A 21307-nucleotide genomic window follows, 5' to 3' on the forward strand; every position below is an offset into this window, starting at 1 on the left:
CGCCGCCCCGGGCGCGGTCAGCCGGTGGCGGCGGCCACCTCGGTGAGGGCCTCCAGCACCGGGCGGATCAACGGGTGGCCGTCGGCGCCGGCCCGGACGGCGGCGAAGACCCGGCGGGTGGCGAGCGCGCTGTCCACCGGCCGCACCGCGACCCGTCCGAGATCCACCCCGAGCAGGGCGGACCGGGGCACCAGCGCCACCCCCGCACCGGCCGAGGCCAGCGCCACGACGGCGCGGAAGTCGTCCGAGGAGTGCACCAGACGCGGCTGGAACCCGGCGTGCTCGCAGGCCAGCAGCACCACGTCGTGGCAGGGATTGCCCGGGTAGGGCCCGATCCACGGCTCGGCGGCCAGGTCCGCGACGGCGATCGGCCCCTCCCCGGCGGCCAGCGGATGGCCGAGCGGCAGCACCGCCTCGAACGGTTCGGCGTACAGCGGCACCCGGGTGAGCCGGGCGTCGTCGGCCCGCGGCGCCCCCCGGTACTCGACGGCCACGGCCAGGTCGGCCCGCCCCTCCAGGACCATCGGCAGGCTGGCGTCGCCCTCCGCGTCCAGCACCTTGAGGCGGACGCCGGGCGCCCGGGCGGCGAGGGTCCCGATGGCGGGCGCCAGCACCAGGGAGATCCCGGTGGCGAAGGAGGCCACGGTGACCTCACCGGCCACACCGGCGCTGTAGGCGGCGAGATCGGCCTCGGCCCGTTCCAGCTGGGCGAGGACGGCGTCGGCGTGGCCGAGCAGGATCTCCCCGGCGGCGGTGAGCCGCACCCCCCGGCCCTCGCGGGCGAGCAGGTGGTGGCCGGTCTCCTGCTCCAGCGCGGCCAGCTGCTGGGACACCGCCGAGGGGGTGAGGTAGAGGGCGGCCGCCGCGGCGGTCACCGTGCGGTGGTCCGCCACGGCCCGCAGGGTCCGCAGCCGTCGTGCGTCGATCACACGCCAATTCTGCCAGCGTGCCGCGGGGTGCCGGAGCCACCCGGGGGGGACGTCCGGCGGCGCCGTGGACGGGCGGGTCCGCCGAAACCGCGAACGGGAGTGGGGCGTCGGCCGGGCCGACGTCCCACTCCCGGGCGGGAGGGTGGGGCAGTTGGTCTCTGGTGGTGCGCCGCGGCGCACCGTGCGGCGGCGGGGTGCCGAGCGGACGTGGTGCGCCGCACGGCGGCCCGGGGGTGCCCGTGGCGCGTCCGGTTCCGGGCGGACGGGCCACGGGCGGTCCCGGGAGGTGCCCCGGCCGGGGGCTACTCCCCCAGGGCGGCGCGGGCGTCGACGAAGGCCGCCACCACGCGCTCGACGTCCTCGGTGGAGTGCGCGGCGGACAGCTGCACCCGGATCCGGGCCGCGCCGTGCGGCACGACCGGGAAGGAGAAGCCGATCACGTACACGCCGCGCTCCAGCAGCAGCTCGGCGAGCCGGCCGGCCTCGGCCGCGTCGCCGATCATGACCGGGGCGATCGGGTGGTCGCCGGGCAGGATCTCGAAGCCGGCCTCGGTCATCCGCGAGCGGAACAGCGCCGTGTTGGCGGCCAGCTTCTCGCGCAGCTCGGTCGAGCGCTCGACCAGGTCGAGCACCTTCAGCGAGGCGGCGGCGATCACCGGGGCGAGCGAGTTGGAGAACAGGTACGGCCGCGAGCGCTGGCGCAGCAGGGCGACGATCTCGCGGCGCGCCGCGACGTAGCCGCCGGAGGCGCCGCCGAGGGCCTTGCCGAGGGTGCCGGTGATGATGTCGACGCGGTCCGTCACGCCGTGCAGCTCGGGGGTGCCGCGCCCGTTCGGGCCGACGAAGCCGACCGCGTGCGAGTCGTCGACCATGACCATGGCGTCGTAGCGCTCGGCCAGGTCGCAGATCTCGCGCAGCGGGGCGACGTAGCCGTCCATCGAGAAGACGCCGTCGGTGACGACCAGCCGGCGGCGGGCGCCCTGGGCCTCCTTGAGCTGCTGCTCCAGGTCGGCCAGGTCGCGGTTGGCGTAGCGCAGCCGGCGGGCCTTGCAGAGGCGGATGCCGTCGATGATGCTCGCGTGGTTCAGCGCGTCGGAGATGACGGCGTCGCGCTCGTCGAGCAGGGTCTCGAAGACGCCGCCGTTGGCGTCGAAGCAGGAGGAGTAGAGGATCGTGTCCTCCTGGCCGAGGAACCCGGAGAGGCGGTCCTCCAGCTCCTTGTGGACGTCCTGGGTGCCGCAGATGAACCGGACCGAGGCCATCCCGTAGCCCCAGCGGTCCAGGGCGTCCTTGGCGGCGGTGAGCACCTCGGGGTGGTCGGCGAGGCCGAGGTAGTTGTTGGCGCAGAAGTTCAGTACCTCGCCGGGCTGCCCGCCGGCGGTGACGGTGACGGCGGCGCTCTGCGGGGTGCCGATCACCCGCTCCGGCTTGAACAGGCCGGCCTCGCGGATCTCGTCGAGGGTGGCGGCCAGGTCGTCGCGCACGTTGTCGAACACGGTGTCTCCCTAGAGGGGGTCAGACGGTCTCAGACGGTCCAGTCGAGGATGATCTTGCCGCAGCGGCCGCTCGCGGCCTCGTCGAACGCGGCCTCGAAGTCGGCGGCGGCGTAGCGGCCGGTGATCACGGGGCTGAGGTCGAGCCCGCCCTCCAGCAGGACGGACATCGCGTACCAGGTCTCGAACATCTCGCGGCCGTAGATGCCCTTGATGGTGATCATCGAGGTGACGACGGAGGCCCAGTCGACCGGGAACTGCTCGGCGGGCAGGCCGAGCATGGCGATCTTCCCGCCGTGGGTCATGTTGGCGATCATCGACTGCATCGCCTCGGGGCGGCCGGACATCTCCAGGCCGACGTCGAAGCCCTCGCGCAGGCCGAGCTTCTGCTGGCCCTCCTCGATGGTGTGCTCGGCCACGTTCAGGGCCAGCGTGACACCGACCTCGCGGGCCAGGTCGAGGCGGTACGGCGAGACGTCGGTGATCATCACGTTGCGCGCGCCGGCGTGCTTGGCGACGGCGGCGGCCATGATGCCGATCGGACCGGCACCGGTGATCAGCACGTCCTCGCCGACCAGCGGGAAGGAGAGCGCGGTGTGCACGGCGTTGCCGAAGGGGTCGAAGATCGCCGCGACGTCGAGGTCCACCGGGACCCGGTGCACCCAGACGTTGGAGGCGGGCAGCGCGACGAACTCGGCGAAGGCACCGTCCCGGCCGACCCCGAGGCCGACGGTGTTGCGGCAGAGGTGGCGTCGGCCGGCCAGGCAGTTGCGGCACTTGCCGCAGACCAGGTGGCCCTCGCCGCTGACCAGGTCGCCGACCGAGATGTCCGCGACGGCCGCGCCGATCTCGGCCACCTCGCCGACGAACTCGTGGCCGAGGACGAGCGGCGTCCGGATGGTCTGCTGGGCCCAGCCGTCCCACTTGCGGATGTGCAGGTCGGTGCCGCAGATCCCGGTGCGCAGCACCTTGATCAGCACCTCACCGGGGCCGATGGCAGGCTTCGGGACGTCCATCAGCCAGAGTCCGGGCTCTGCCTTCTGCTTGACGAGTGCCTTCACTGCGGCGGCTCCTGACGCATGGTGGGGCGGCCTGGTGTGGGCAGGCCGACGGGGCCCGGCGGGGTGGCTGCTCCTGCCTCCTCGCACCGAACATGGAGCAATCTGCCTGGTGGGAGGGGGTGCGGTCCATCGAGGAATTCTTAAGGGGCGCCACAGCTGGGCTAAACGATCGTGCCCGAGCCGGGCCCGGCCACCGGCGCGGCGTGCCGGTGGCCACCCGTTCGGCGGAGCGCCGGGGGCGCTCGGCACGGGCGCGGCGGCCCGGCCGGGCGTGAACCGGGCCGGGGTGACTGGGGGTTTCGGCTGGTTCGGCGCGCCGGCGGTTCCGGGGTGACCGGGCGTGGGGCCGTTCGGGCCAGTGCGGCGGCGGCCCGCGCGCGGGCCGGTCGTGGCGCGCATACGGTGGCGATCGCTCCCCCCATGGCCCCGTGGAGCGCCGCTCCGGGGCCGTTCGGCCCAGAGAGGCGCTCCGATCATGACGAAGACACGACGGCCGCTCGCCCCGCTCCCCCGCCGCTCCGTGCGGGCGGCCACCGCGGTACTGGCCCTGACCGGTCTGCTGGCCGCCGCGGGTTGCTCCGGCCGGACGGCGTCCGACCCCCCGCCCGCCGGCGCGGTCACGGCCGTCCCCGCCGCGCTCAGCCCCTCGGCGAGCCCGTCCGGCCCGTCGTCGGGTCCGTCCTCCAGCCCGTCCTCCGCCTCCTCCTCCGCCTCGGGCTCCGCTTCGGGCTCGCCGAGCGCGTCCGGCTCCTCGCCGACGTCCGGCGGCACCGTGGCCGCGCTCACCCCGGACGTCACCGCCCGGCTGGACTCGGCGGTGCAGAAGGTGCTGAGCGAGGCCTCCGTCCCCGGGGTGATGGTCGCTCTGACCACGCCCGACGGCAGCTACCTCAAGGCCTTCGGCGTCTCCGACAAGGTCGCCGGTACGCCGATGGTCACCGGGCTGAACATGCGGATCGGCAGCGAGACCAAGACCTTCACCGTCACCGGGCTGCTCCGGCTGGTCGACCAGGGCAAGGCCGGTCTGGACGACCCGGTCGGCAAGTACATCGCGGGCGTGCCCGGCGGGGACACGATCACCCTGCGCCAGCTCGCCGACATGCGCAGCGGCCTCTTCAACTACAGCGCGGACCCGGACTTCCAGCAGGCCGTGGTCAACGACCCGAACCGCGTCTTCACCCCGCAGCAGCTGCTCTCCTACGCCTTCGACCACCCCGCGGACTTCGCCCCGGGCAGCGCCTTCGAGTACAGCAACACCAACACCGTGCTGATCGGCCTGGTGGTGGAGAAGCTGAGCGGGCAGCCGCTCGACGTCTTCCTGAAGCAGCAGGTGTTCGACCCGGCCGGGCTGGGCCGGACGGTCTTCCCGACCGACGCGGCGTTCCCCCAGCCGCACGCCCGCGGGTACACCGACCAGACGCCGGACGGCTCGATCGCGGACGCCACCGACTGGAACCCGTCCTGGGCCTGGGCGGCGGGCGCGGTCATCTCCGACCTGGCCGACATGCAGAAGTGGGCGAAGGTGCTGGCCACCGGCACGCTGCTCAAGCCGGCCACCCAGGCGGAGCGGCTGGTGACGCCGCCCACCCCGTTGCCGGACGTCGGCTACGGGCTCGGGCTGTTCGTCAACCACGGCTGGGTCGGGCACAACGGCTCGCTGCCCGGCTACCAGAGCGCCGTCGTCTACCTGCCGTCGGCGCAGGCCACCCTGGCGGTGCTGCTGAACACGGACATCTCGTCCCAGGGCGAGGAGCCGTCGACGCTCTTCGCCAAGGCGATCACCGAGATCGTCTCGCCGGGGAACGTCTACTCGTTCCCGCCCGCGACGGCGAGCTCGTCGCCGTCCGCCTCGGTGACCTGAGCGGTCCCCCCGGTGGCCCGGGGAGCCGACCGGCCGGCGGGGCCGTCGGCCGGTCAGCTCCCCAGGACCCGGGCCAGGTCGTAGGAGACCGGCTCCTCCAGCTGCGCGTAGGTGCAGCTCTCCGGGGTGCGGTCCGGGCGCCAGCGGCGGAACTGGGCGGTGTGCCGGAACCGGGTGCCCTCCATGTGGTCGTAGGCCACCTCGACCACCCGCTCGGGGCGCAGCGCCACCCAGGAGAGGTCCTTGCCGCCGGTCCAGCGGCTGACCGCGCCGGGCAGCCGGGCATCGGCGTGGGCGGCCTCGTCCGCCCAGCCGCCCCACGGGTGGGCGGAGACGTCCGTCATCCGCAACGGCGCCAGTTCCTCCACGAGTTCACGTCGGCGCGCCATCGAGAAGGCGGCGCAGACGCCGACGTGCTGCAGGCGGCCCTCGGCGTCGTTGATGCCGAGCAGCAGCGAGCCGACCACCGGTCCGCTCTTGTGCTCGCGGTAGCCGGCCACCACGCAGTCGGCGGTGCGCTCGTGCTTGATCTTGAACATGGTCCGCTCCCCCGGCCGGTAGGGCTGGTCCAGCGGCTTGGCCACCACGCCGTCCAGTCCGGCCCCCTCGAACTCGGCGAACCAGCTCTGCGCCAGCTCGCGGTCGGTGGAGGCGGGAGCGGTGAAGACCGGGTCGGCGGCCCGGCCGAGCGCCGCCTCCAGGGCCGGGCGGCGCACCGAGAGCGGCTCGTCGAGCAGCGAGACGTCGCCGAGCGCGAGCAGGTCGAAGGCGACGAAGGAGGCGGGGGTGCGCTCGGCCAGCAGCCGCACCCGGCTGGCCGCCGGATGGATCCGCTCCAGCAGCTCCTCGAACCGCAGTCGGCCGTCCCGGGCGATCACCACCTCGCCGTCCAGCACGCAGCGCGGCGGCAGCTCCCGCTTCAGGGCCTCCACCAGTTCGGGGAAGTACCTGGTGAGCGTCTTTCCGGTGCGGCTGCCGAGCTCGACCTCGTCGCCGTCGCGGAAGACGACGGTGCGGAAGCCGTCCCACTTGGCCTCGTACTGCATTCCCGGCGGGATCCTGGCGACCGACTTGGCGAGCATCGGCGCCACCGGCGGCATCACGGGCAGGTCCATGGCTCCGATCCTCGCGCCAACCGTTCCGGGGCGCGCGCCGGGCGGAGCGCGTCTAGCGTGAGAGGCATGGGCGCAGCCGTGGAACTGGATGTCGCCGGGCGCAGCGTACGGCTGTCGAATCCGGACAAGGTGTACTACCCCGAGCGCGGCTTCACCAAGCTGGACGTCGCGCAGTACTATCTGGCCGTCGCGGACGGGGTGCTGCGCGGGCTGCGGGACCGGCCGACCACGCTGCAGCGGTTCCCGGACGGCGTCACGGGCGAGTTCTTCTACCAGAAGCGGGCGCCGAAGGGCCTGCCGGAGTGGCTGCCGACGGCCCGGATCAGCTTCCCGAGCGGGCGGTCCGCCGACGAGATCTGCCCCACCGAGCCGGCCGCCGTGCTCTGGGCCGCCAACCTGGGCTGTCTGACCTTCCACCCGTGGCCGGTGCGGCGGACCGACACCGACCACATCGACGAGCTGCGGATCGACCTCGACCCGCAGCCGGGCACCGACTTCCACGACGCCGCCCTGGCCGCCCACGAACTCCGCGCCGTGCTGGAGGAGCACGGACTGCGCGGCTGGCCCAAGACCTCCGGCGGACGCGGGGTGCACGTGTACGTGCCGCTGGAGCCGCGGTGGACGTTCACCGACGGCCGGCACGCGGTGATCGCGCTCGGCCGGGTGCTGGAGCAACGGATGCCGGGCCGGGTGACCACCGCGTGGTGGAAGGAGGAGCGCGGCGAGCGGATCTTCGTGGACTACAACCAGATGGCCCGGGACCGGACCATCGCCTCCGCCTACTCGCTGCGCGCCCGCCCCCGGGCGACCGCCTCGACGCCGCTGCGCTGGGAGGAGCTGGACGACGCCGCACCGGAGGACTTCGACCTGCGGACGGTGCCACCGCGGTTCGCCGAACTCGGCGACCTCCAGGCGGAGATGGACGACAAGGCGTACCGGCTGGACGGGCTGCTGGAGCTGTACGAGCGCCAGCTGCGGGACGAGGGGCTGGGCGAACTGCCGTACCCGCCCGACCATCCGAAGGCCCCCGGCGAGCCGAGCCGGGTGCAGCCGAGCCGGGCCCGGAAGACCTGACGGGGCGGCGGGCACCGCGCGGTGGTCGCATAGGCTGACGCTCTTCGAACGGGTGGAACGGGGGGCGTCGGGGTGGGCGGGCGCGGACTGCGGGAGATCATGGCCGACGCGGCGGGCGGACTGTTCCCGCCGCCGGACGGCTCGGTGACGGTGGTGCCGCAGCCGTCGGCGCGCGAGGCCGGGGTGCTGGCGTTCTCCGCGCACGCCGTGGTGTTCACCGACGAGGACCCGGCCTGGGTGCGGACCGCGCTGGCCGCCGTGCCGAGCGACCCGCTGGCCGCACCGCTCTGCCCGCCCTTCCTGACCGCGCTCGCCGAGCGGACCGGCCGGGTGGCCGGCACCATCGACCTGCTGACCGTGGCCGGCCGGCTGCCCGGTGCTCCCCCGCTGGCGCTGGCCGAGGTCCGGGACCGGGCGCACCCCCGGGTGGTGCGCGCGCTGCGCTACCGCGAGGACGTCCGGGTCTTCACGGTCGACGGCGGGGTCCTGGTGCTCGGGCGCGGGGTGGCCGGACGGTGGGAGTGCGCGATCGAGGTGGACCCACAGGCGCGCGGCCGGGGCCTGGGGCGCGCGCTGGCGGCGAGCGCCCGGCATCTGCTCCCGGAGGGCGAGTGGATCTGGTCGCAGCAGGCGCCGGGCAACGCCACCAGCGTGCGGGCGTTCCAGGCGGCCGGCTACCGCCCGGTGGGCGCGGAGGCGCTGCTGGTGGTGGGGCGGCCGTGAACGGGGGCGGGGCGGTTCCGAGCGGGGCGGTTCCGGGTGAGGCGGTTCCGGGCGAGGTGGTTCCGGGCGAGGTGGTTCCGGGCGGGGCGGTTCCGGGCGAGGCGGTTCCGAGCGAGGTGGTTCCGGGCGGGGTGGTTCCGGGTGACCTGGTGACGGTGCCGGCCGAGGTCCGGGACCGGCTGACGGTCCGCTTCGGCCCGGCGGCCGAGGCGTGGTGCGCGGCCCTCCCGGCGGTGGTCGAGGAGCTGGCCCGGCGCTGGGGCCTGGAGCTGCGCGCGGCCGGCGGCGGCGGGACGTCCCGGGTGTTCCGCTGCGAGCGCGGTGACGGCGCCGCGGTCTGGCTGAAGCTGACGCCCGATCCCGAGGTGGCCGCGCAGGAGGCGGTGGCCCTGCGGGCCTGGTCGGGGCTGCCGTCCGTGGTGCGGCTCCTGGCGACGGACACGGCGGCGAACGCCCTGCTGCTGGCGGACGTGGAGCCCGGGGCGCCGCTGCGGCAGCGGGCCTGGCGGCCGGCGGAGGTGGCGCCGCTGCTCGGCGCCCTGCGCTCGGTGCCGGTGGACGGGCTGGCCCTGCGGCCGCTGGGCGACCGGGTGGAGTTCCTCTTCGACCTCACCGAACGGCGCGCGCCCGGCGCGGTGCCGCCCGGGGCGCGTGCCTTCGCCCGGGAGCTGGCAGCCGGCGGGCCGCTCGCGCTCGTCCACGGGGACCTGCACCCGGCCAACGTCCTGGACGGCCCGGCCGGACCGGTCGCGATCGACCCGCGCCCGTCCCTCGGGGACCCGGACTTCGACCTGGTGGACTGGGTGCTCGACGGCGTCACCGACCGGCCCGCCCTCGACCGGGCGATCGCCGACCTGAGCGCCCGCGTCCCCGGGGCCGATCCGGCCCGCGTCCTGGCCTGGTGCCGCGCCCTCGCGGTGACCGTCGCCGCCCCCCGCGCGGCAGCGGGCCGGCACGACGCGGAGACGGCGTTCCTGCTGGAGCTGGCGGGGTTCTGAGGCCGCGGCGCAGCATCGGACGGCGGCGGGGTCCTGAGGCCGCCGTGTCCGCACAGGAGGTCGGCGGGTCCGACTTCCTGTGCGAGCGCCGAGGGCGGGGCTTCAGCCTGCGGCGAGGCCGCCCAGGAGGAAGGCGAAGGCGCCGGTGAGGAGGGCGCCGGTGGTGATCGCCAGGGCGGTGACCAGCCACTTCCAGGGGATCAGCGACTTCAGCAGCCGGGCGGCCAGGCAGGCGCCGAGGGTGATCGCCGCGAGGGCGAACAGGAAGAGGCTCAGCCACTTGAACAGCCCGGCCGTGCCCGCCAGGCGGCACTCGCCGTCCTCGCAGGAGACCCGGACCCGGTTGTGGGTGTCGACCTTCCAGTCGATCCGGGCGTACTCGTTCGGCAGGCCGCCGCCGTCGGGGTAGAAGGTGCCCCGGCAGTCGCCGGTCTCGGTCGGGACGGCCTCGGCGGAGTCGGTCCGCAGGCACCGGTCCGCCACCAGCACCCCGGGGGTGCCGGAGAGGCCGGTCGCGTACCCGAGCCCCTCCCCCGCCGTCACCGCGCCCCAGCCGCCCACCCCGAGCAGCGCCAGCACGGCGGCGGCGATCGTCAGCGCCTTCACCAGTGCCCGCCGAATGTCCGGATCCATCGCCACCCCTGTTCCGTCGCCCCCGGTTTCAGGGACGCACCGACCGGCCGCCCGGTTCGGCTCCGTAGGCCGGCGGTCGGGAAGGGCGGCGGTCAGGAGTGCTCCGCGGCCTCGCCGGAGACGAGGAGGCAGCGGAAGGCGAGCACGAGCACGCCGCCGGTGACCCGGGGCAGCCCGACGAACAGCCGCTCCCAGGAGTTCGGGCCGCTGAAGCCGACGACGAGCAGGAAGGCCGCCAACGGCACGGCGGCCAGTCCGAACAGGCTCATCGCCGGCCAGTGCGCCACCGGCTTCACCCCGCTCGCGCGGCAGACGCCGTCCTCGCACCGGACGGGCCTGACGGCCAGGTGGCCGACGTCCTCCTGGAACGTGTAGGAGGAGACGGGTGCGCCGTGCGCGGGGTTGAACGTCCCGGGCAGTCCTCGGGCGGGCCCTCGTGCCACGGTGCGCAGAGTCCGCGAACGTACCGGCCAGGCTCGCCGGACCACCCGGCGGCCGGGCGACATGCGGTGCGGTGCGGCTCGGCACCGGCGGGCCCACGCCGCACAGCGCGGCGGCCGCCGTCAGGACGAACACCCTGCCGAGGAACCGTCCGTATCCACCGCCCCCGCCGTCGCTCCCCCGCAATTCGCTCCGCCCCCCGGCGGAGCGCACTGCCCCCGGGAGGGGACGCGGACCGACCGGTGCGTGGTTGCGGGAGGGCGGCGCGGTCAGGCGGAGTGCGCGCCGGCCGGGGCGAGGGAGGCGATGATCCGGACCGCGTCGGCGATCTGGCCGTCCGTGAGGTCCCCCCGGGCGGTGAGGCGCAGCCGGGAGACGCCGTCCGGGACGGACGGCGGACGGAAGCAGCCGACCGCGAGACCGGCCCGGCGGCAGTCGGCGGCCCAGGCCACTGCGGCCTCCGGGCCGGGGGCGCGGACCGAGACGACCGCCGCGTCCGGGGTGGAGGCCCGCAGGCCGGCGGCGGTGAGCCGGGCGGCGAGGGTGCGGGCGACCTCGCGGGCCCGCTCGGCGCGGTGCGGCTCGGCCCGCAGCAGGCGCAGCGCGCCGAGGGCGGCGCCGGCGGCGGCCGGGGCCAGGCCGGTGTCGAAGATGAAGGTGCGCGCCGTCTCGGTGAGGTGGCGGATCACCCGGCGCGGGCCGAGCACCGCGCCGCCCTGCGAGCCGAGCGACTTGGACAGCGTGACGGTGGCGACGGTGTCGGGCTCGCCGGCCAGGCCCGCGGCGGCCAGCGCACCGGCGCCGCCGGGGCCGAGCACGCCCAGGCCGTGCGCGTCGTCCACCAGCAGGGCGGCGCCGTGGGCGCGGGCGGCGGCGGAGAGTCCGGGCAGCGGGGCGGCGTTGCCGTCGACGGAGAAGACCGAGTCGGTGACCACCAGCGCCCGCCGGTGGGTGCGTTCGGCGAGCGCGGCACGGACGGCGTCCGGGTCGCTGTGCGGGGCGCGGTGGACGTCGCCGCGGGCGAGCCGGCAGCCGTCGATCAGCGAGGCGTGGTTGTAGGCGTCGGAGACGATCAGGGTGTCCGGGTCGGTGAGCGCGGTCAGCGCGGCCAGGTTCGCGGTGTAGCCGGAGGAGAACACCAGGGCCGCCTCCACCCCGCAGAACTCGGCCAGCTCGCCCTCCAGTTCGGTGTGCAGGGCGGTGGTTCCGGTGACCAGCCGGGAGCCGGTGGCGCCGCCGCCCCAGCGCAGCGCCGCGTCGGCGGCGGCCCGGGTGACGGCGGGGTGCCGGGTCAGCCCGAGGTAGTCGTTGCCCGCGAGGTCGAGCACCGGGTCCTCGGCCGGGCGGCTGCGCAGCGTCCGGGTGAGGCCCGCCCGGGCCCGCAGCTCGGCCGTCTCGTCGAGCCAGTCGAAGACGGCGGCGGGGGCGGGAACGGCGTCCGCCGGAGTGCGGACGGGCGGTTCGGACGCGGTGCGGTGGGCCATGCCCGGCACTCTGGCACGGCGGGCGCGACCCGGGCAATGTGCGAAGCGGCACACGCCCGGGCGGCCGTTCCGACGCCGTCCACCGGCGGATCGAGGTCGGTGGGGGCCTCGGGCTGCCGGCGCTCTCGGACCGGAAGCGGACCCGGGCGTTCGTCGACCTCGCGCACCGGGCCGCCGGGGAGGCCGTCCGGCAGGAGGGGTGCGCCGGGGCGCGCCTCGCCGAGCGGGCGCCCGCGACTCCGGGGAGGAGCCGAGCCCCGGGCTTTGCCCGGGGTGTGCGCGAGCAGGCAAGATAGCCGGGTGACCCTCCTTGATCTGATGCCGAAGCCCGCTACCCCCGACGCGCTGTACGAGACGTTCGCCGCCTGGGCGGAGGAGCGCGGGATCACGCTGTACCCGGCGCAGGAGGAGGCCCTGATCGAGCTGGTGTCGGGGAACAACGTCATCCTCGCGACGCCGACCGGGTCGGGGAAGAGCCTGGTGGCGGCCGGTGCGCACTTCGCCGCGCTGGCGGAGGGCAAGCGGACCTTCTACACCGCGCCGATCAAGGCACTGGTCTCGGAGAAGTTCTTCGACCTCTGCAAGATGTTCGGCACCGAGCAGGTCGGCATGATGACCGGCGACGCGAGCGTCAACCCGACCGCGCCGATCATCTGCTGCACCGCCGAGGTGCTGGCGCAGATCGCGCTGCGGGACGGCGCCCGGGCCGACGTCGGCCAGGTCGTCATGGACGAGTTCCACTTCTACGCGGAGCCGGACCGCGGCTGGGCCTGGCAGATCCCGATCCTGGAACTCCCGCAGGTGCAGTTCCTGCTGATGTCCGCGACGCTCGGCGACGTCCGTCGCTTCGAGGAGGACCTGACCCGCCGCACCGGCCGGCCGACCACCGTGGTCCGCTCGGCGACCCGGCCCGTCCCGCTGTTCTACGAGTACCGCCGCACCACCATGCACGACACCCTGGAGGAGCTGCTGAAGACCGGTCAGGCCCCGGTCTACGTCGTGCACTTCACCCAGAAGGAAGCCGTCGAGCGGGCGCAGTCGCTGATGAGCATCAACATGTGCTCGAAGGCGGAGAAGGACGCCATCGCTGCCCTCATCGGCAACTTCCGCTTCACCACCAAGTTCGGCCGCAACCTGTCCCGCTTCGTGCGGCACGGGATCGGCGTGCACCACGCGGGCATGCTGCCCAAGTACCGCCGGCTGGTCGAACGGCTCGCCCAGGCGGGGCTGTTGAAGGTGATCTGCGGTACCGACACGCTCGGCGTGGGTGTCAACGTGCCGATCCGCACGGTGCTGTTCACCGCGCTGTCCAAGTACGACGGCGTGCGCGTGCGGGTGCTGCGGGCCCGGGAGTTCCACCAGATCGCCGGACGGGCCGGGCGGGCCGGGTTCGACACCGTCGGGCAGGTCGTCGCGCAGGCGCCCGAGCACGTGATCGAGAACGACAAGGCCGTCGCCAAGGCGGGCGACGACCCGAAGAAGAAGCGCAAGATCGTCCGCAAGAAGGCGCCGGAGGGCTTCGTCGGGTGGTCCGAGGAGACCTTCGAGCGGCTGATCGGGGCCGACCCGGAGCAGCTGGTCTCCCGGTTCAAGGTGAGCCACGCGATGCTGCTGTCGGTGATCGGCCGGCCCGGCAACGCCTTCGAGGCGATGCGCAAGCTCCTCACCGACAACCACGAGGAGCGCGGCGCGCAGCGCCGGCACATCCGCACCACGATCGCCATCTACCGCTCGCTGCTGGAGGGCGGCGTGGTCGAGCGGCTCCCGGAGCCGGACGCGGAGGGCCGGATCGTCCGGCTGACCCTCGACCTCCAGGAGAACTTCGCCCTCAACCAGCCGCTCTCCACCTTCGCGCTGGCCGCCTTCGAGCTGCTCGACCCGGCCTCGCCCTCGTACGCGATGGACGTCGTCTCGGTGGTCGAGGCCACCCTCGACGACCCGCGCCAGATCCTCGCCTCGCAGCAGAACAAGGCCCGCGGCGAGGCCATCGGCGAGATGAAGCGCGACGGCATCGAGTACGAGGAGCGGATGGAGCGGCTCCAGGAGATCACCTACCCGAAGCCGCTGGAGGAGCTGCTCACCCACGCCTACGAGGTGTACCGGCGGGCGCACCCGTGGATCGGCGACCACGAGCTGCGGCCGAAGTCCGTGGTCCGCGACCTGTACGAGCGGGCGATGACCTTCTCGGACTACGTCGGCCACTACGACCTGGCGCGCACCGAGGGCATCGTGCTGCGCTACCTGGCCGGCGCCTTCAAGGCGCTGGAGCAGACCGTGCCCGACGACCTCAAGACCGACGACCTCAAGGACGTCATCGCCTGGCTCGGCGAGCTGGTCCGCCAGGTCGACTCCAGCCTGCTGGACGAGTGGGAGCAGCTGGCCAACCCGACCGATCCGCAGGCCCCCGAGGTCGCGCTGGACGACAAGCCGGCGCCGGTGACGGCCAACGCGCGGGCGTTCCGGGTGCTGGTGCGCAACGAGCTGTTCCGCCGGGTCGAGCTGGCCGCGCTGGAGAACTACCACGCCCTCGGCGAGCTGGACGGCGAGTACGGCTGGAACGCGGACCGCTGGGCGGAGGCGATGGACGGGTACTGGGACGAGCACGACGACCTCGGGACCGGGCCGAACGCGCGTGGCCCGAAGATGCTGCTGATCGAGGAGGAGGACTCCTCCTGGAAGGTCCGGCAGATCTTCGACGACCCGGCCGGTGACCACGACTGGGGCATCAGCGCCGAGGTCGACCTGTACGGCTCCGACGAGGAGGGCCGGGCGGTCCTGCGGGTGACCTCGGTGGACCGGCTCGACGGCTGACCACCCGACGGCGGCGGGGTCCACCACGGGTGGGCCCCGCCGCCGCGTCACATCCAGACGAAGGGCGCGCCCGCCGAGTAGGAGACCGCCCGGGTGGCCTCGTCGAGCGCCTGCTCGCCGCCGGCCGGGGCGGTGGACGGGGCGCCGACCGGGGTGGGCGGGCCGGAGGGGGCGGGCGCGGTGCCGTGCGGCTCGACGGGCCGCGAGCTGGTGACCGTCACGTACTGGCCGACCGCCGCGACGCGCTGCTCCGAGCCGGGCTTGGCGCTGCCGGCGGGCTGGGCCGGGGCGGTGGACGCGTCCGGGAGGATGAAGGTGAGCGCGCCCGGCTTGGCCCGCAGGGTCTCGGCGGCCCTGGCGGCGGCGGCGTGGTCGGCGAAGCGCAGCAGGGTGACGCTGCTGAGCACCGGCTGGGCCTGGCCGGCGAAGCTGACGGCGAGGTAGGCCTGGCAGCCGCTGTCGCGCAGCAGGTCCTCGGCGCGGTCCTGGAGGGTCTCGGCGCAGCTCTCGCCCTGCCGGACACCGGAGCGCTTGCCCCGGTAGGCGCCGACCTCGATCACCCGCTGGGCGGGGAAGAGGGTGTCGACGTTGAGGCCCTCGGGGTCGGTCGCGGCGCGCGGTGGCGGACTGCCGACCACCCGCGGGGTGCTGGAGGCGTCCTTGCTGGCCGGGCCCAGGCCGGGTATCCAGTCGCCGGGCGCCGGGCGGGTGATGATCCAGCCGCCGGCCGCCACCACGCCGACCACCACGACCCAGCCCACGACCCGGCGGGCGCCGAATCTCCCGGGCGGCTGTCGATGGGCCTCGGCCGGCCGGGCGGCTCCGTGCTGTTCCTGGTCACCCGATGGCGGGGTCCGCTCCCCCTGCGTGGTCATGGCGCAGATTCTAAGCAGTGCGCGGGTGGTGGAGATCACGGGGGCGGGCCGTTGACGATCACCCGTACTACCGGTCGGTAACCCCCACCCCCGGGGGACGTGACCTGCACCACTACCGTGAGCTGTGACACTGTGACAACTCGCACATCCTCCCGGAGATCTTCTGGTGGGTTCCCTCTGGCGTCGCCCGACGGCCAGCAGGCAGGATCAGCCTCATGGATCTGCTCGATACCCTCACCGCCAAGGGCCTGCGCGGGGAAATCCCCACCCGCGAGGAGGCCCTGGCCGTCCTCGCCACCACCGACGACGAGCTGCTGGACGTGGTCGCGGCCGCCGGGCGGGTGCGCCGGCAGTGGTTCGGCCGCCGGGTCAAGCTCAACTACCTGGTGAACCTCAAGAGCGGGCTCTGCCCGGAGGACTGCTCGTACTGTTCGCAGCGGCTGGGCTCCAAGGCCGAGATCCTCAAGTACACCTGGCTGAAGCCGGACCAGGCCGCCGAGGCGGCGAAGGCGGGCGTCGCCGGCGGCGCCAAGCGGGTCTGCCTGGTGGCCAGCGGCCGCGGCCCGACGGACCGTGACATCGACCGGGTGGCCGACACCATCTCGGCCATCAAGGACGCCGACCCGGCCGTCGAGATCTGCGCCTGCCTCGGCCTGCTCTCCGACAACCAGGCCGAGCGGCTGCGGGCGGCCGGCGCCGACGCGTACAACCACAACCTCAACACCTCCGAGGGCACCTACGGGGACATCACCACCACCCACACCTACGCGGACCGGGTGGACACCGTGCAGAAGGCGCACGGCGCGGGCCTGTCCGCCTGCTCCGGCCTGATCGCGGGCATGGGCGAGAGCGACGGCGACCTGGTCGACGTGGTCTTCGCGCTGCGCGAGCTGGGCTCGGACTCGGTACCGGTCAACTTCCTCATCCCGTTCGAGGGCACCCCGCTGGCCAAGGAGTGGAACCTCACCCCGCAGCGCTGCCTGCGGATCCTGGCGATGGTCCGCTTCGTCTGCCCCGACGTCGAGGTGCGGATCGCGGGCGGACGCGAGGTCCACCTGCGCTCGCTGCAGCCGCTGGGCCTGCACATCGCCAACTCGATCTTCCTGGGCGACTACCTGACCAGTGAGGGCCAGGCCGGCCAGGCCGACCTCGACATGATCAAGGACGCGGGCTTCGAGGTGGAGGGCGCCGGCGAGGCCACCCTGCCCCGGCACCGGGCCGACATCGCGGCCGCCGCCGAGGGCGGCGCGTGCGGGACGGGCGGCGGCTGCGGGCCGTGCGGCGGGCACGCCGCGCCGGCCGAACAGCCGACCGCGGAGCAGGCCGGGGGCTGCGGGCCCTGCGGCGGGCACACCGCGCCGGCCGTCGAGGCGGACACCGCCGAGGCCACCGAGACCGCCGGGGCCGGGACGGCCGTCGCCGGGGCGAACACCGGCGACGGGCTGCGCAGCGACCTCGTCCGGGTCCGCCGGCGCGGTGCCGGTACCGAGCTGGCCCCCAACGCCTGACCGTCCGCAGGGAAAGACTCACCATGGCTCAGCTGACCACCGACACCCTCCTCGCCCTCGACCGGGCGCACGTCTGGCACCCGTACGGTCCGATGCCCGGCACCGCCACCCCTTACGTCGTCGAATCGGCGTCCGGGGTGCGGCTGCGGCTCGCCGAGCCCGTCGCGGGCCGCCGCGAGCTGGTCGACGGCATGTCGTCCTGGTGGGCGGCGATCCACGGCTACGGGCACCCGGTGCTGGACGAGGCGGTGCGCGACCAGCTGGGCCGGATGAGCCACGTGATGTTCGGCGGGCTCACCCACGAGCCCGCCGTACGGCTCGCCGCCCGGCTGGTCGAGATCACCCCGGAACCACTGCGGCACGTCTTCCTGGGCGACTCCGGCTCGGTGGCGGTCGAGGTGGCGATGAAGATGTGCCTGCAGTACTGGCAGTCCGTCGGGCGGCCGGAGAAGCGGCGGCTGCTCACCTGGCGCGGCGGCTACCACGGGGACACCTTCCACCCGATGTCGGTCTGCGACCCGCAGGGCGGCATGCACCACCTCTGGGGCGGGGTGCTGCCCGACCAGCTCTTCGCACCCCAGCCGCCGGCCGGCTTCGACGCCCCGCCGGACGCCGGGTACGCGGCGGAGTTCGAGTCACTGATGGAGCGGCACGCGGGCGAACTGGCCGCCGTGATCGTCGAGCCGGTGGTGCAGGGCGCGGGCGGGATGCGGTTCCACTCCCCGGCCTACCTGCGGATGCTGCGCGAACTCTGCGACCGGCACGGGGTGCTGCTCGTCTTCGACGAGATCGCCACCGGGTTCGGCCGCAGCGGCGCGCTGTTCGCGGCCGACCACGCCGGCGTCTCGCCGGACGTGATGTGCCTGGGCAAGGCGATGACCGGCGGCTACCTGACCATGGCGGCCACGCTCTGCACCGCCGAGGTCGCGGACGGGATCAGCCGGGGCGAGATGCCGGTGCTGGCGCACGGGCCGACGTTCATGGGCAACCCGCTGGCCGCGGCGGTCGCCAACGCCTCGATCGACCTGCTGCTGGGCCAGGACTGGCAGGTCGAGGTGAAGCGGATCGAGGACGGTCTGCGGGACGGCCTGGCGGACGCCGCCGAGCTGCCCGGGGTCCGGGACGTACGGGTGCAGGGAGCCATCGGGGTGGTGCAGCTCGACCACCCGGTGGACGTGGCGGCGGCGACCGAGGCAGCCGCCCGGGAGGGCGTCTGGCTGCGGCCGTTCCGCGACCTCCTCTACACGATGCCGCCGTACGTGACGCAGGACGAGGACGTGGCGCGGATCGCCGCGGCCGTGACGGCGGCGGCGGTGGCCGGATGAGCGCGCGGATCCTGTTCGTCACGGGGACCAACACCGAGGTCGGAAAGACCGTCGCCACCGCCGCGGTCGCCTCGGCGGCGCTGCGGGGCGGCGCGCGGGTCGCGGTGCTGAAGCCCGGCCAGACCGGTCTGGCCGCCGGCGAGCCGGGCGATGTGGACGACGTCCGCCGCCTCGCCGCCGACCCGGCCTCGGGTGCGCCGGCCGGCCGGCTGACCACGCGCGAGCTGGCCCGGTACCCGGAGCCGCTGGCCCCGAACACGGCGGCGCGGCGCGCCGGACTGCCCCCGGTGTCGCCCGACGAGGTGGCGGCGGAGGTCGCGGCGCTGGCCGCGTCGCACGAGCTGGTACTGGTCGAGGGCGCCGGCGGACTGCTGGTGCACTACGACGACGAGGGCCGGACGCTGGCCGACCAGGCGCGCGCGGTGCGGCGGGCCGGTCTCGCGGCCGAGGTGCTGCTGGTGGCCTCGGCGGGGCTGGGCACGCTCAACATCGTCGCGCTCACGGCGGAGGCCCTGCGGGCGCGCGAGCTGCCGCTGGCCGGCGTCGTCGTCGGCTCCTGGCCGCAGCGCCCCGGGCTCGCCGAGCGCTGCAACCTCGCCGACCTGCCCCGGTCGGCGGACGCTCCGCTGCTCGGCGCCCTCCCGGCGCACGCGGGCGGCGCGCCGGACTTCGCCGCGCTGGCCGCCGCCTCCCTGGCGCCCGAGCTGGGCGGCGACTGGGACGCCGCGGCCTTCGCCCGGACGCACCGGCCGTACGCGCTGTAGGACGCGCGGGAGGCGCGGGTGCCCGCCCGGGCCCGTAGGGGCGGGCGGGCACCCGCGCTCAGGCGGGCACCCGCGCTCAGGCGGGCACCGGGCTCAGGCGGGCACCGGGCTCAGGCGGGCGCCGGGCCGTGCAGCAGTACCGGTTTGACGGCCGCTCCGGCGACCGAGTCCGCGACCGCGCGGTTGATGTCGGCCAGCGGGTACGACCGGACGAGCCGGTCCAGCGGGAAGCGGCCCGCCAGGAAGAAGTCCAGCAGCTGCGGGATCAGCAGCTGCGGGACGCTGTCGCCCTGGAGGATGCCCTTCACCGTGCGGCCGAGCAGCTGGACCAGTCCGACCGAGAGGTCCTGCCCGGTGCCCGCCGACCCGACGATGCCGGCCGTTCCGCCGACCGCCAGCGACTCCACGGCGGCCCGGGCGGTCCGCGGCAGGCCCACCGCGTCGAGCGCGAAGTCGACACCGCCCCGGCTGAGCCGGACCACAGCGGCCGCCACGCCGTCCTGGGCGCCGTCGAGCACGTCGGTGGCACCGAGTTCGAGCGCGAGGTCCAGCCGGGCGCGGTTCAGGTCGACGGCGATGATCCGGGAGCAGCCGGCGATCCTGGCCGCCATCACCGCCGCCAGCCCCACCGGCCCGGCGCCGAACACCACGAGACTGCTCCCGGGCGGTGCCGCGAACACCCCGAGCACCGCGCCCGCGCCGGTCTGCAGCCCGCAGCCCAGCGGGCCGAGCAGTTCGAGCGGGGCGTCCTCACGGACCTTCACGACACTGCGCCGGTGGGCGACGACGTGGTCCCCGAAGGAGGACTGGCCGAAGAAGTGCCCGTTGATCTCGGTGCCGTCCGCGTCCCGGTAGGCGGTCGAGCCGTCCGCCCGCCGGCCGCGGAGGTTGAGCGGCAGGAACGACGCGCAGTGCATCGGGTGGCCGGTGAGGCAGGGACGGCAGGAGCCGCAGCTCATCGGGGCCAGCACCACCGGGTCGCCGGGGGCGACCGAGGTCACCCCCGCGCCGACGGCCGCGACCACACCGCTGCCCTCGTGCCCGAGGACGGCGGGCAGGCCCGGCGGGAGGATCTGGTCCAGCGCCAGCAGGTCGGTGTGGCACAGGCCGGTGGCGACGAGCCGGACCAGCACCTCGTCGGCCCGGGGCGGCTCCAGCAGGACGTCCTCGACCGTGAACGGCCCGCCCTTGCCTCGGGCGACGGCGGCCTTGATGGACAGCATTCGGGTCCTCTCTCATGACGGTGGGCAGGGGCCGGCCCCGGGTCACCGACCCGGGGCCGGCGGGGCGGCGGGGGCCGCCGCCGGGTCGCCGGGGCGGGCGCCGGGCGCGTCGCCCGGAGCGTCGTGGCCGTCGTCGTCGTGCGGACCGGCGGTGGTGCTGGTCACCCGGCCGTCGGCGAAGCGCAGCCGGCCCTCCCCGGCGACGACCAGGTCGGCGAACTCGAAGCGGGTGATGCCGGTGTCCGCCGCGACGACCCACGCCTGTCCGGTGCGCCCGTCCCGCACGGCGACGGCCATCGCGTCCACCACGAGGTCCGGGGCGGCCACCGCCACCCCGGCGGCCCGCCAGGCGGCGAGGCGCCCGGCGATCAGCGGCGTCTCGACCGCGCCCGGGCAGAGCACGTTGAGGGTGACGCCGTCGCCCGCGAGCGCCGGCGCCAGCGACCGGACCAGCCCCACCACGGCGTGCTTGGAGGCGGCGTAGAACACGTCGGGCGAGGGACGCAGCCCGGTGGTACTGGCGGTGACCGTGATCGAGCCCCCGCCACGGGCCCGCAGCGCCGGGAGCGCGGCCTGCACCCCGTAGACCACCGAGTCGACGTTGACCGCGAGCAGCCGCCGGTAGGCCTCGGGGTCGAACCCGTCGCCGATCGCGCTCCCGGCCAGGACACCGGAGTTGAGCCAGACGGCGTCCAGGCCGCCGAACCGGTCGACCGCGGCCCGCACCAGCCGCTCGTTGTCGGCCAGTTCGGCGGTGTCGGCCCGGACGAACAGGGCGCCGGTCTCCCGGGCGACCGCCTCGCCGCGGGCCCGGTCGATGTCGGCCAGCACGACGTGACCGCCCTGGGCGGTGAACCGCCGGGCGGCGGCGGAACCGATTCCGCCGCCCCCGCCGGTGATCAGTACGACCTTGCCCGCGAAGCCCGCGAGGTCCGCGGACCTCGCGGGGCCCGCGGGGCCGGCCGTGTCCGGAGTCGTGTCCATGCGTC

Annotated in this window: 18 protein-coding genes; 8 read left to right on the top strand and 10 right to left on the bottom strand. The window is 75.0% G+C overall.

What is annotated here, in order from left to right; all coding sequences use genetic code 11:
- Positions 1–17: 17 nt before the first annotated feature.
- The 3 genes from OG618_RS06210 to tdh all read right to left on the bottom strand — a co-directional run bounded on the left by OG618_RS06210 (position 18) and on the right by tdh (position 3483).
- Positions 18–929, bottom strand: a complete 912-nt coding sequence (locus tag OG618_RS06210) for a LysR family transcriptional regulator (RefSeq protein ID WP_329486199.1) — start codon at positions 927–929, stop codon at positions 18–20.
- A 302-nt stretch (positions 930–1231) separates the two neighbouring features.
- Positions 1232–2425, bottom strand: coding sequence for a glycine C-acetyltransferase (locus tag OG618_RS06215; protein ID WP_329486200.1), 1194 nt, complete (start codon positions 2423–2425; stop codon positions 1232–1234).
- A gap of 29 nt (positions 2426–2454) precedes the next feature.
- Positions 2455–3483: an L-threonine 3-dehydrogenase gene (tdh, locus tag OG618_RS06220; protein WP_329486201.1), complete on the bottom strand. Its 1029-nt coding sequence runs from the start codon at positions 3481–3483 to the stop codon at positions 2455–2457.
- A gap of 475 nt (positions 3484–3958) precedes the next feature.
- Between tdh and OG618_RS06225 the strand changes: the two genes are divergently transcribed.
- Complete coding sequence (locus tag OG618_RS06225) at positions 3959–5344, top strand: serine hydrolase domain-containing protein (RefSeq protein ID WP_329486202.1); 1386 nt, start codon at positions 3959–3961, stop codon at positions 5342–5344.
- Between the two features lie 53 nt (positions 5345–5397).
- On the opposite strand, the gene OG618_RS06230 is transcribed toward OG618_RS06225, so the two are convergent.
- Positions 5398–6459, bottom strand: a complete 1062-nt coding sequence (locus OG618_RS06230; RefSeq protein ID WP_329486203.1) for an ATP-dependent DNA ligase — start codon at positions 6457–6459, stop codon at positions 5398–5400.
- A 66-nt stretch (positions 6460–6525) separates the two neighbouring features.
- On the opposite strand from OG618_RS06230, the gene ligD reads away from it, so the two are divergent.
- From ligD to OG618_RS06245, 3 genes are all read left to right on the top strand, one after another.
- Complete coding sequence (ligD, locus tag OG618_RS06235) at positions 6526–7533, top strand: non-homologous end-joining DNA ligase (protein ID WP_329486204.1); 1008 nt, start codon at positions 6526–6528, stop codon at positions 7531–7533.
- 99 nt (positions 7534–7632) lie between these two features.
- Positions 7633–8256: a GNAT family N-acetyltransferase gene (locus tag OG618_RS06240; RefSeq protein WP_329492027.1), complete on the top strand. Its 624-nt coding sequence runs from the start codon at positions 7633–7635 to the stop codon at positions 8254–8256.
- A 131-nt stretch (positions 8257–8387) separates the two neighbouring features.
- Positions 8388–9254: an aminoglycoside phosphotransferase family protein gene (locus tag OG618_RS06245; protein ID WP_329486205.1), complete on the top strand. Its 867-nt coding sequence runs from the start codon at positions 8388–8390 to the stop codon at positions 9252–9254.
- 102 nt (positions 9255–9356) lie between these two features.
- Here OG618_RS06245 and OG618_RS06250 read toward each other — a convergent pair whose 3' ends face one another.
- The 3 genes from OG618_RS06250 to OG618_RS06260 form a co-directional block, all read right to left on the bottom strand.
- Entirely contained in the window at positions 9357–9887 is a 531-nt protein-coding gene (locus OG618_RS06250) for a hypothetical protein (protein ID WP_329486206.1), read from the bottom strand.
- Between the two features lie 92 nt (positions 9888–9979).
- A complete protein-coding gene (locus OG618_RS06255; protein ID WP_329486207.1) occupies positions 9980–10330 on the bottom strand; it encodes a hypothetical protein in 351 nt (116 codons plus the stop codon).
- Positions 10331–10597: 267 nt separating this feature from the next.
- Positions 10598–11812 carry an 8-amino-7-oxononanoate synthase gene (locus OG618_RS06260; protein ID WP_329486208.1) on the bottom strand — a complete coding sequence of 405 codons (1215 nt, stop codon included), beginning with the start codon at positions 11810–11812 and terminating at the stop codon, positions 10598–10600.
- A 318-nt stretch (positions 11813–12130) separates the two neighbouring features.
- Between OG618_RS06260 and OG618_RS06265 the strand changes: the two genes are divergently transcribed.
- Positions 12131–14623, top strand: coding sequence for a DEAD/DEAH box helicase (locus OG618_RS06265; RefSeq protein WP_396486745.1), 2493 nt, complete (start codon positions 12131–12133; stop codon positions 14621–14623).
- A gap of 47 nt (positions 14624–14670) precedes the next feature.
- Here OG618_RS06265 and OG618_RS06270 read toward each other — a convergent pair whose 3' ends face one another.
- On the bottom strand, positions 14671–15498 hold the full coding sequence (locus OG618_RS06270) for a hypothetical protein (RefSeq protein ID WP_329486210.1): 828 nt from the start codon (positions 15496–15498) through the stop codon (positions 14671–14673).
- A gap of 215 nt (positions 15499–15713) precedes the next feature.
- Here OG618_RS06270 and bioB point away from each other — a divergent pair, with 215 nt between their 5' ends.
- From bioB to bioD, 3 genes are read left to right on the top strand one after another with little or no spacing between them, the layout of a single operon-like run.
- Entirely contained in the window at positions 15714–17006 is a 1293-nt protein-coding gene (gene bioB, locus OG618_RS06275; protein ID WP_329486212.1) for a biotin synthase BioB, read from the top strand.
- Between the two features lie 23 nt (positions 17007–17029).
- Positions 17030–18331 (top strand): adenosylmethionine--8-amino-7-oxononanoate transaminase, encoded by a 1302-nt coding sequence (locus OG618_RS06280; protein ID WP_329486213.1) that lies wholly within the window; start codon positions 17030–17032, stop codon positions 18329–18331.
- A complete protein-coding gene (gene bioD / locus OG618_RS06285) occupies positions 18328–19095 on the top strand; it encodes a dethiobiotin synthase (RefSeq protein ID WP_329486214.1) in 768 nt (255 codons plus the stop codon). The genes OG618_RS06280 and bioD overlap by 4 nt, the downstream gene beginning before the upstream one ends.
- A gap of 110 nt (positions 19096–19205) precedes the next feature.
- On the opposite strand, the gene OG618_RS06290 is transcribed toward bioD, so the two are convergent.
- Positions 19206–20318, bottom strand: coding sequence for an NAD(P)-dependent alcohol dehydrogenase (locus tag OG618_RS06290; RefSeq protein WP_329486215.1), 1113 nt, complete (start codon positions 20316–20318; stop codon positions 19206–19208).
- 42 nt (positions 20319–20360) lie between these two features.
- Positions 20361–21302 (bottom strand): SDR family NAD(P)-dependent oxidoreductase, encoded by a 942-nt coding sequence (locus OG618_RS06295; protein ID WP_329486216.1) that lies wholly within the window; start codon positions 21300–21302, stop codon positions 20361–20363.
- Positions 21303–21307: the final 5 nt, after the last annotated feature.

Source organism: Kitasatospora sp. NBC_01246, assembly GCF_036226505.1.
GTDB lineage: Bacteria > Actinomycetota > Actinomycetes > Streptomycetales > Streptomycetaceae > Kitasatospora.

Excerpts from the sequence above, each read along its gene's own strand:
- bioB (WP_329486212.1), top strand. The coding sequence starts at position 15,714 with ATGGATCTGCTCGATACCCTCACCGCCAAGGGCCTGCGCGGGGAAATC.
- OG618_RS06225 (WP_329486202.1), top strand. The coding sequence starts at position 3,959 with ATGACGAAGACACGACGGCCGCTCGCCCCGCTCCCCCGCCGCTCCGTG.
- ligD (WP_329486204.1), top strand. The coding sequence starts at position 6,526 with ATGGGCGCAGCCGTGGAACTGGATGTCGCCGGGCGCAGCGTACGGCTG.
- OG618_RS06265 (WP_396486745.1), top strand. The coding sequence starts at position 12,131 with ATGCCGAAGCCCGCTACCCCCGACGCGCTGTACGAGACGTTCGCCGCC.
- OG618_RS06280 (WP_329486213.1), top strand. The coding sequence starts at position 17,030 with ATGGCTCAGCTGACCACCGACACCCTCCTCGCCCTCGACCGGGCGCAC.
- OG618_RS06230 (WP_329486203.1), bottom strand. The coding sequence starts at position 6,459 with ATGGACCTGCCCGTGATGCCGCCGGTGGCGCCGATGCTCGCCAAGTCG.
- bioD (WP_329486214.1), top strand. The coding sequence starts at position 18,328 with ATGAGCGCGCGGATCCTGTTCGTCACGGGGACCAACACCGAGGTCGGA.
- OG618_RS06290 (WP_329486215.1), bottom strand. The coding sequence starts at position 20,318 with ATGCTGTCCATCAAGGCCGCCGTCGCCCGAGGCAAGGGCGGGCCGTTC.
- OG618_RS06240 (WP_329492027.1), top strand. The coding sequence starts at position 7,633 with ATGGCCGACGCGGCGGGCGGACTGTTCCCGCCGCCGGACGGCTCGGTG.
- OG618_RS06250 (WP_329486206.1), bottom strand. The coding sequence starts at position 9,887 with ATGGATCCGGACATTCGGCGGGCACTGGTGAAGGCGCTGACGATCGCC.
- OG618_RS06270 (WP_329486210.1), bottom strand. The coding sequence starts at position 15,498 with ATGACCACGCAGGGGGAGCGGACCCCGCCATCGGGTGACCAGGAACAG.
- OG618_RS06260 (WP_329486208.1), bottom strand. The coding sequence starts at position 11,812 with ATGGCCCACCGCACCGCGTCCGAACCGCCCGTCCGCACTCCGGCGGAC.
- OG618_RS06295 (WP_329486216.1), bottom strand. The coding sequence starts at position 21,302 with ATGGACACGACTCCGGACACGGCCGGCCCCGCGGGCCCCGCGAGGTCC.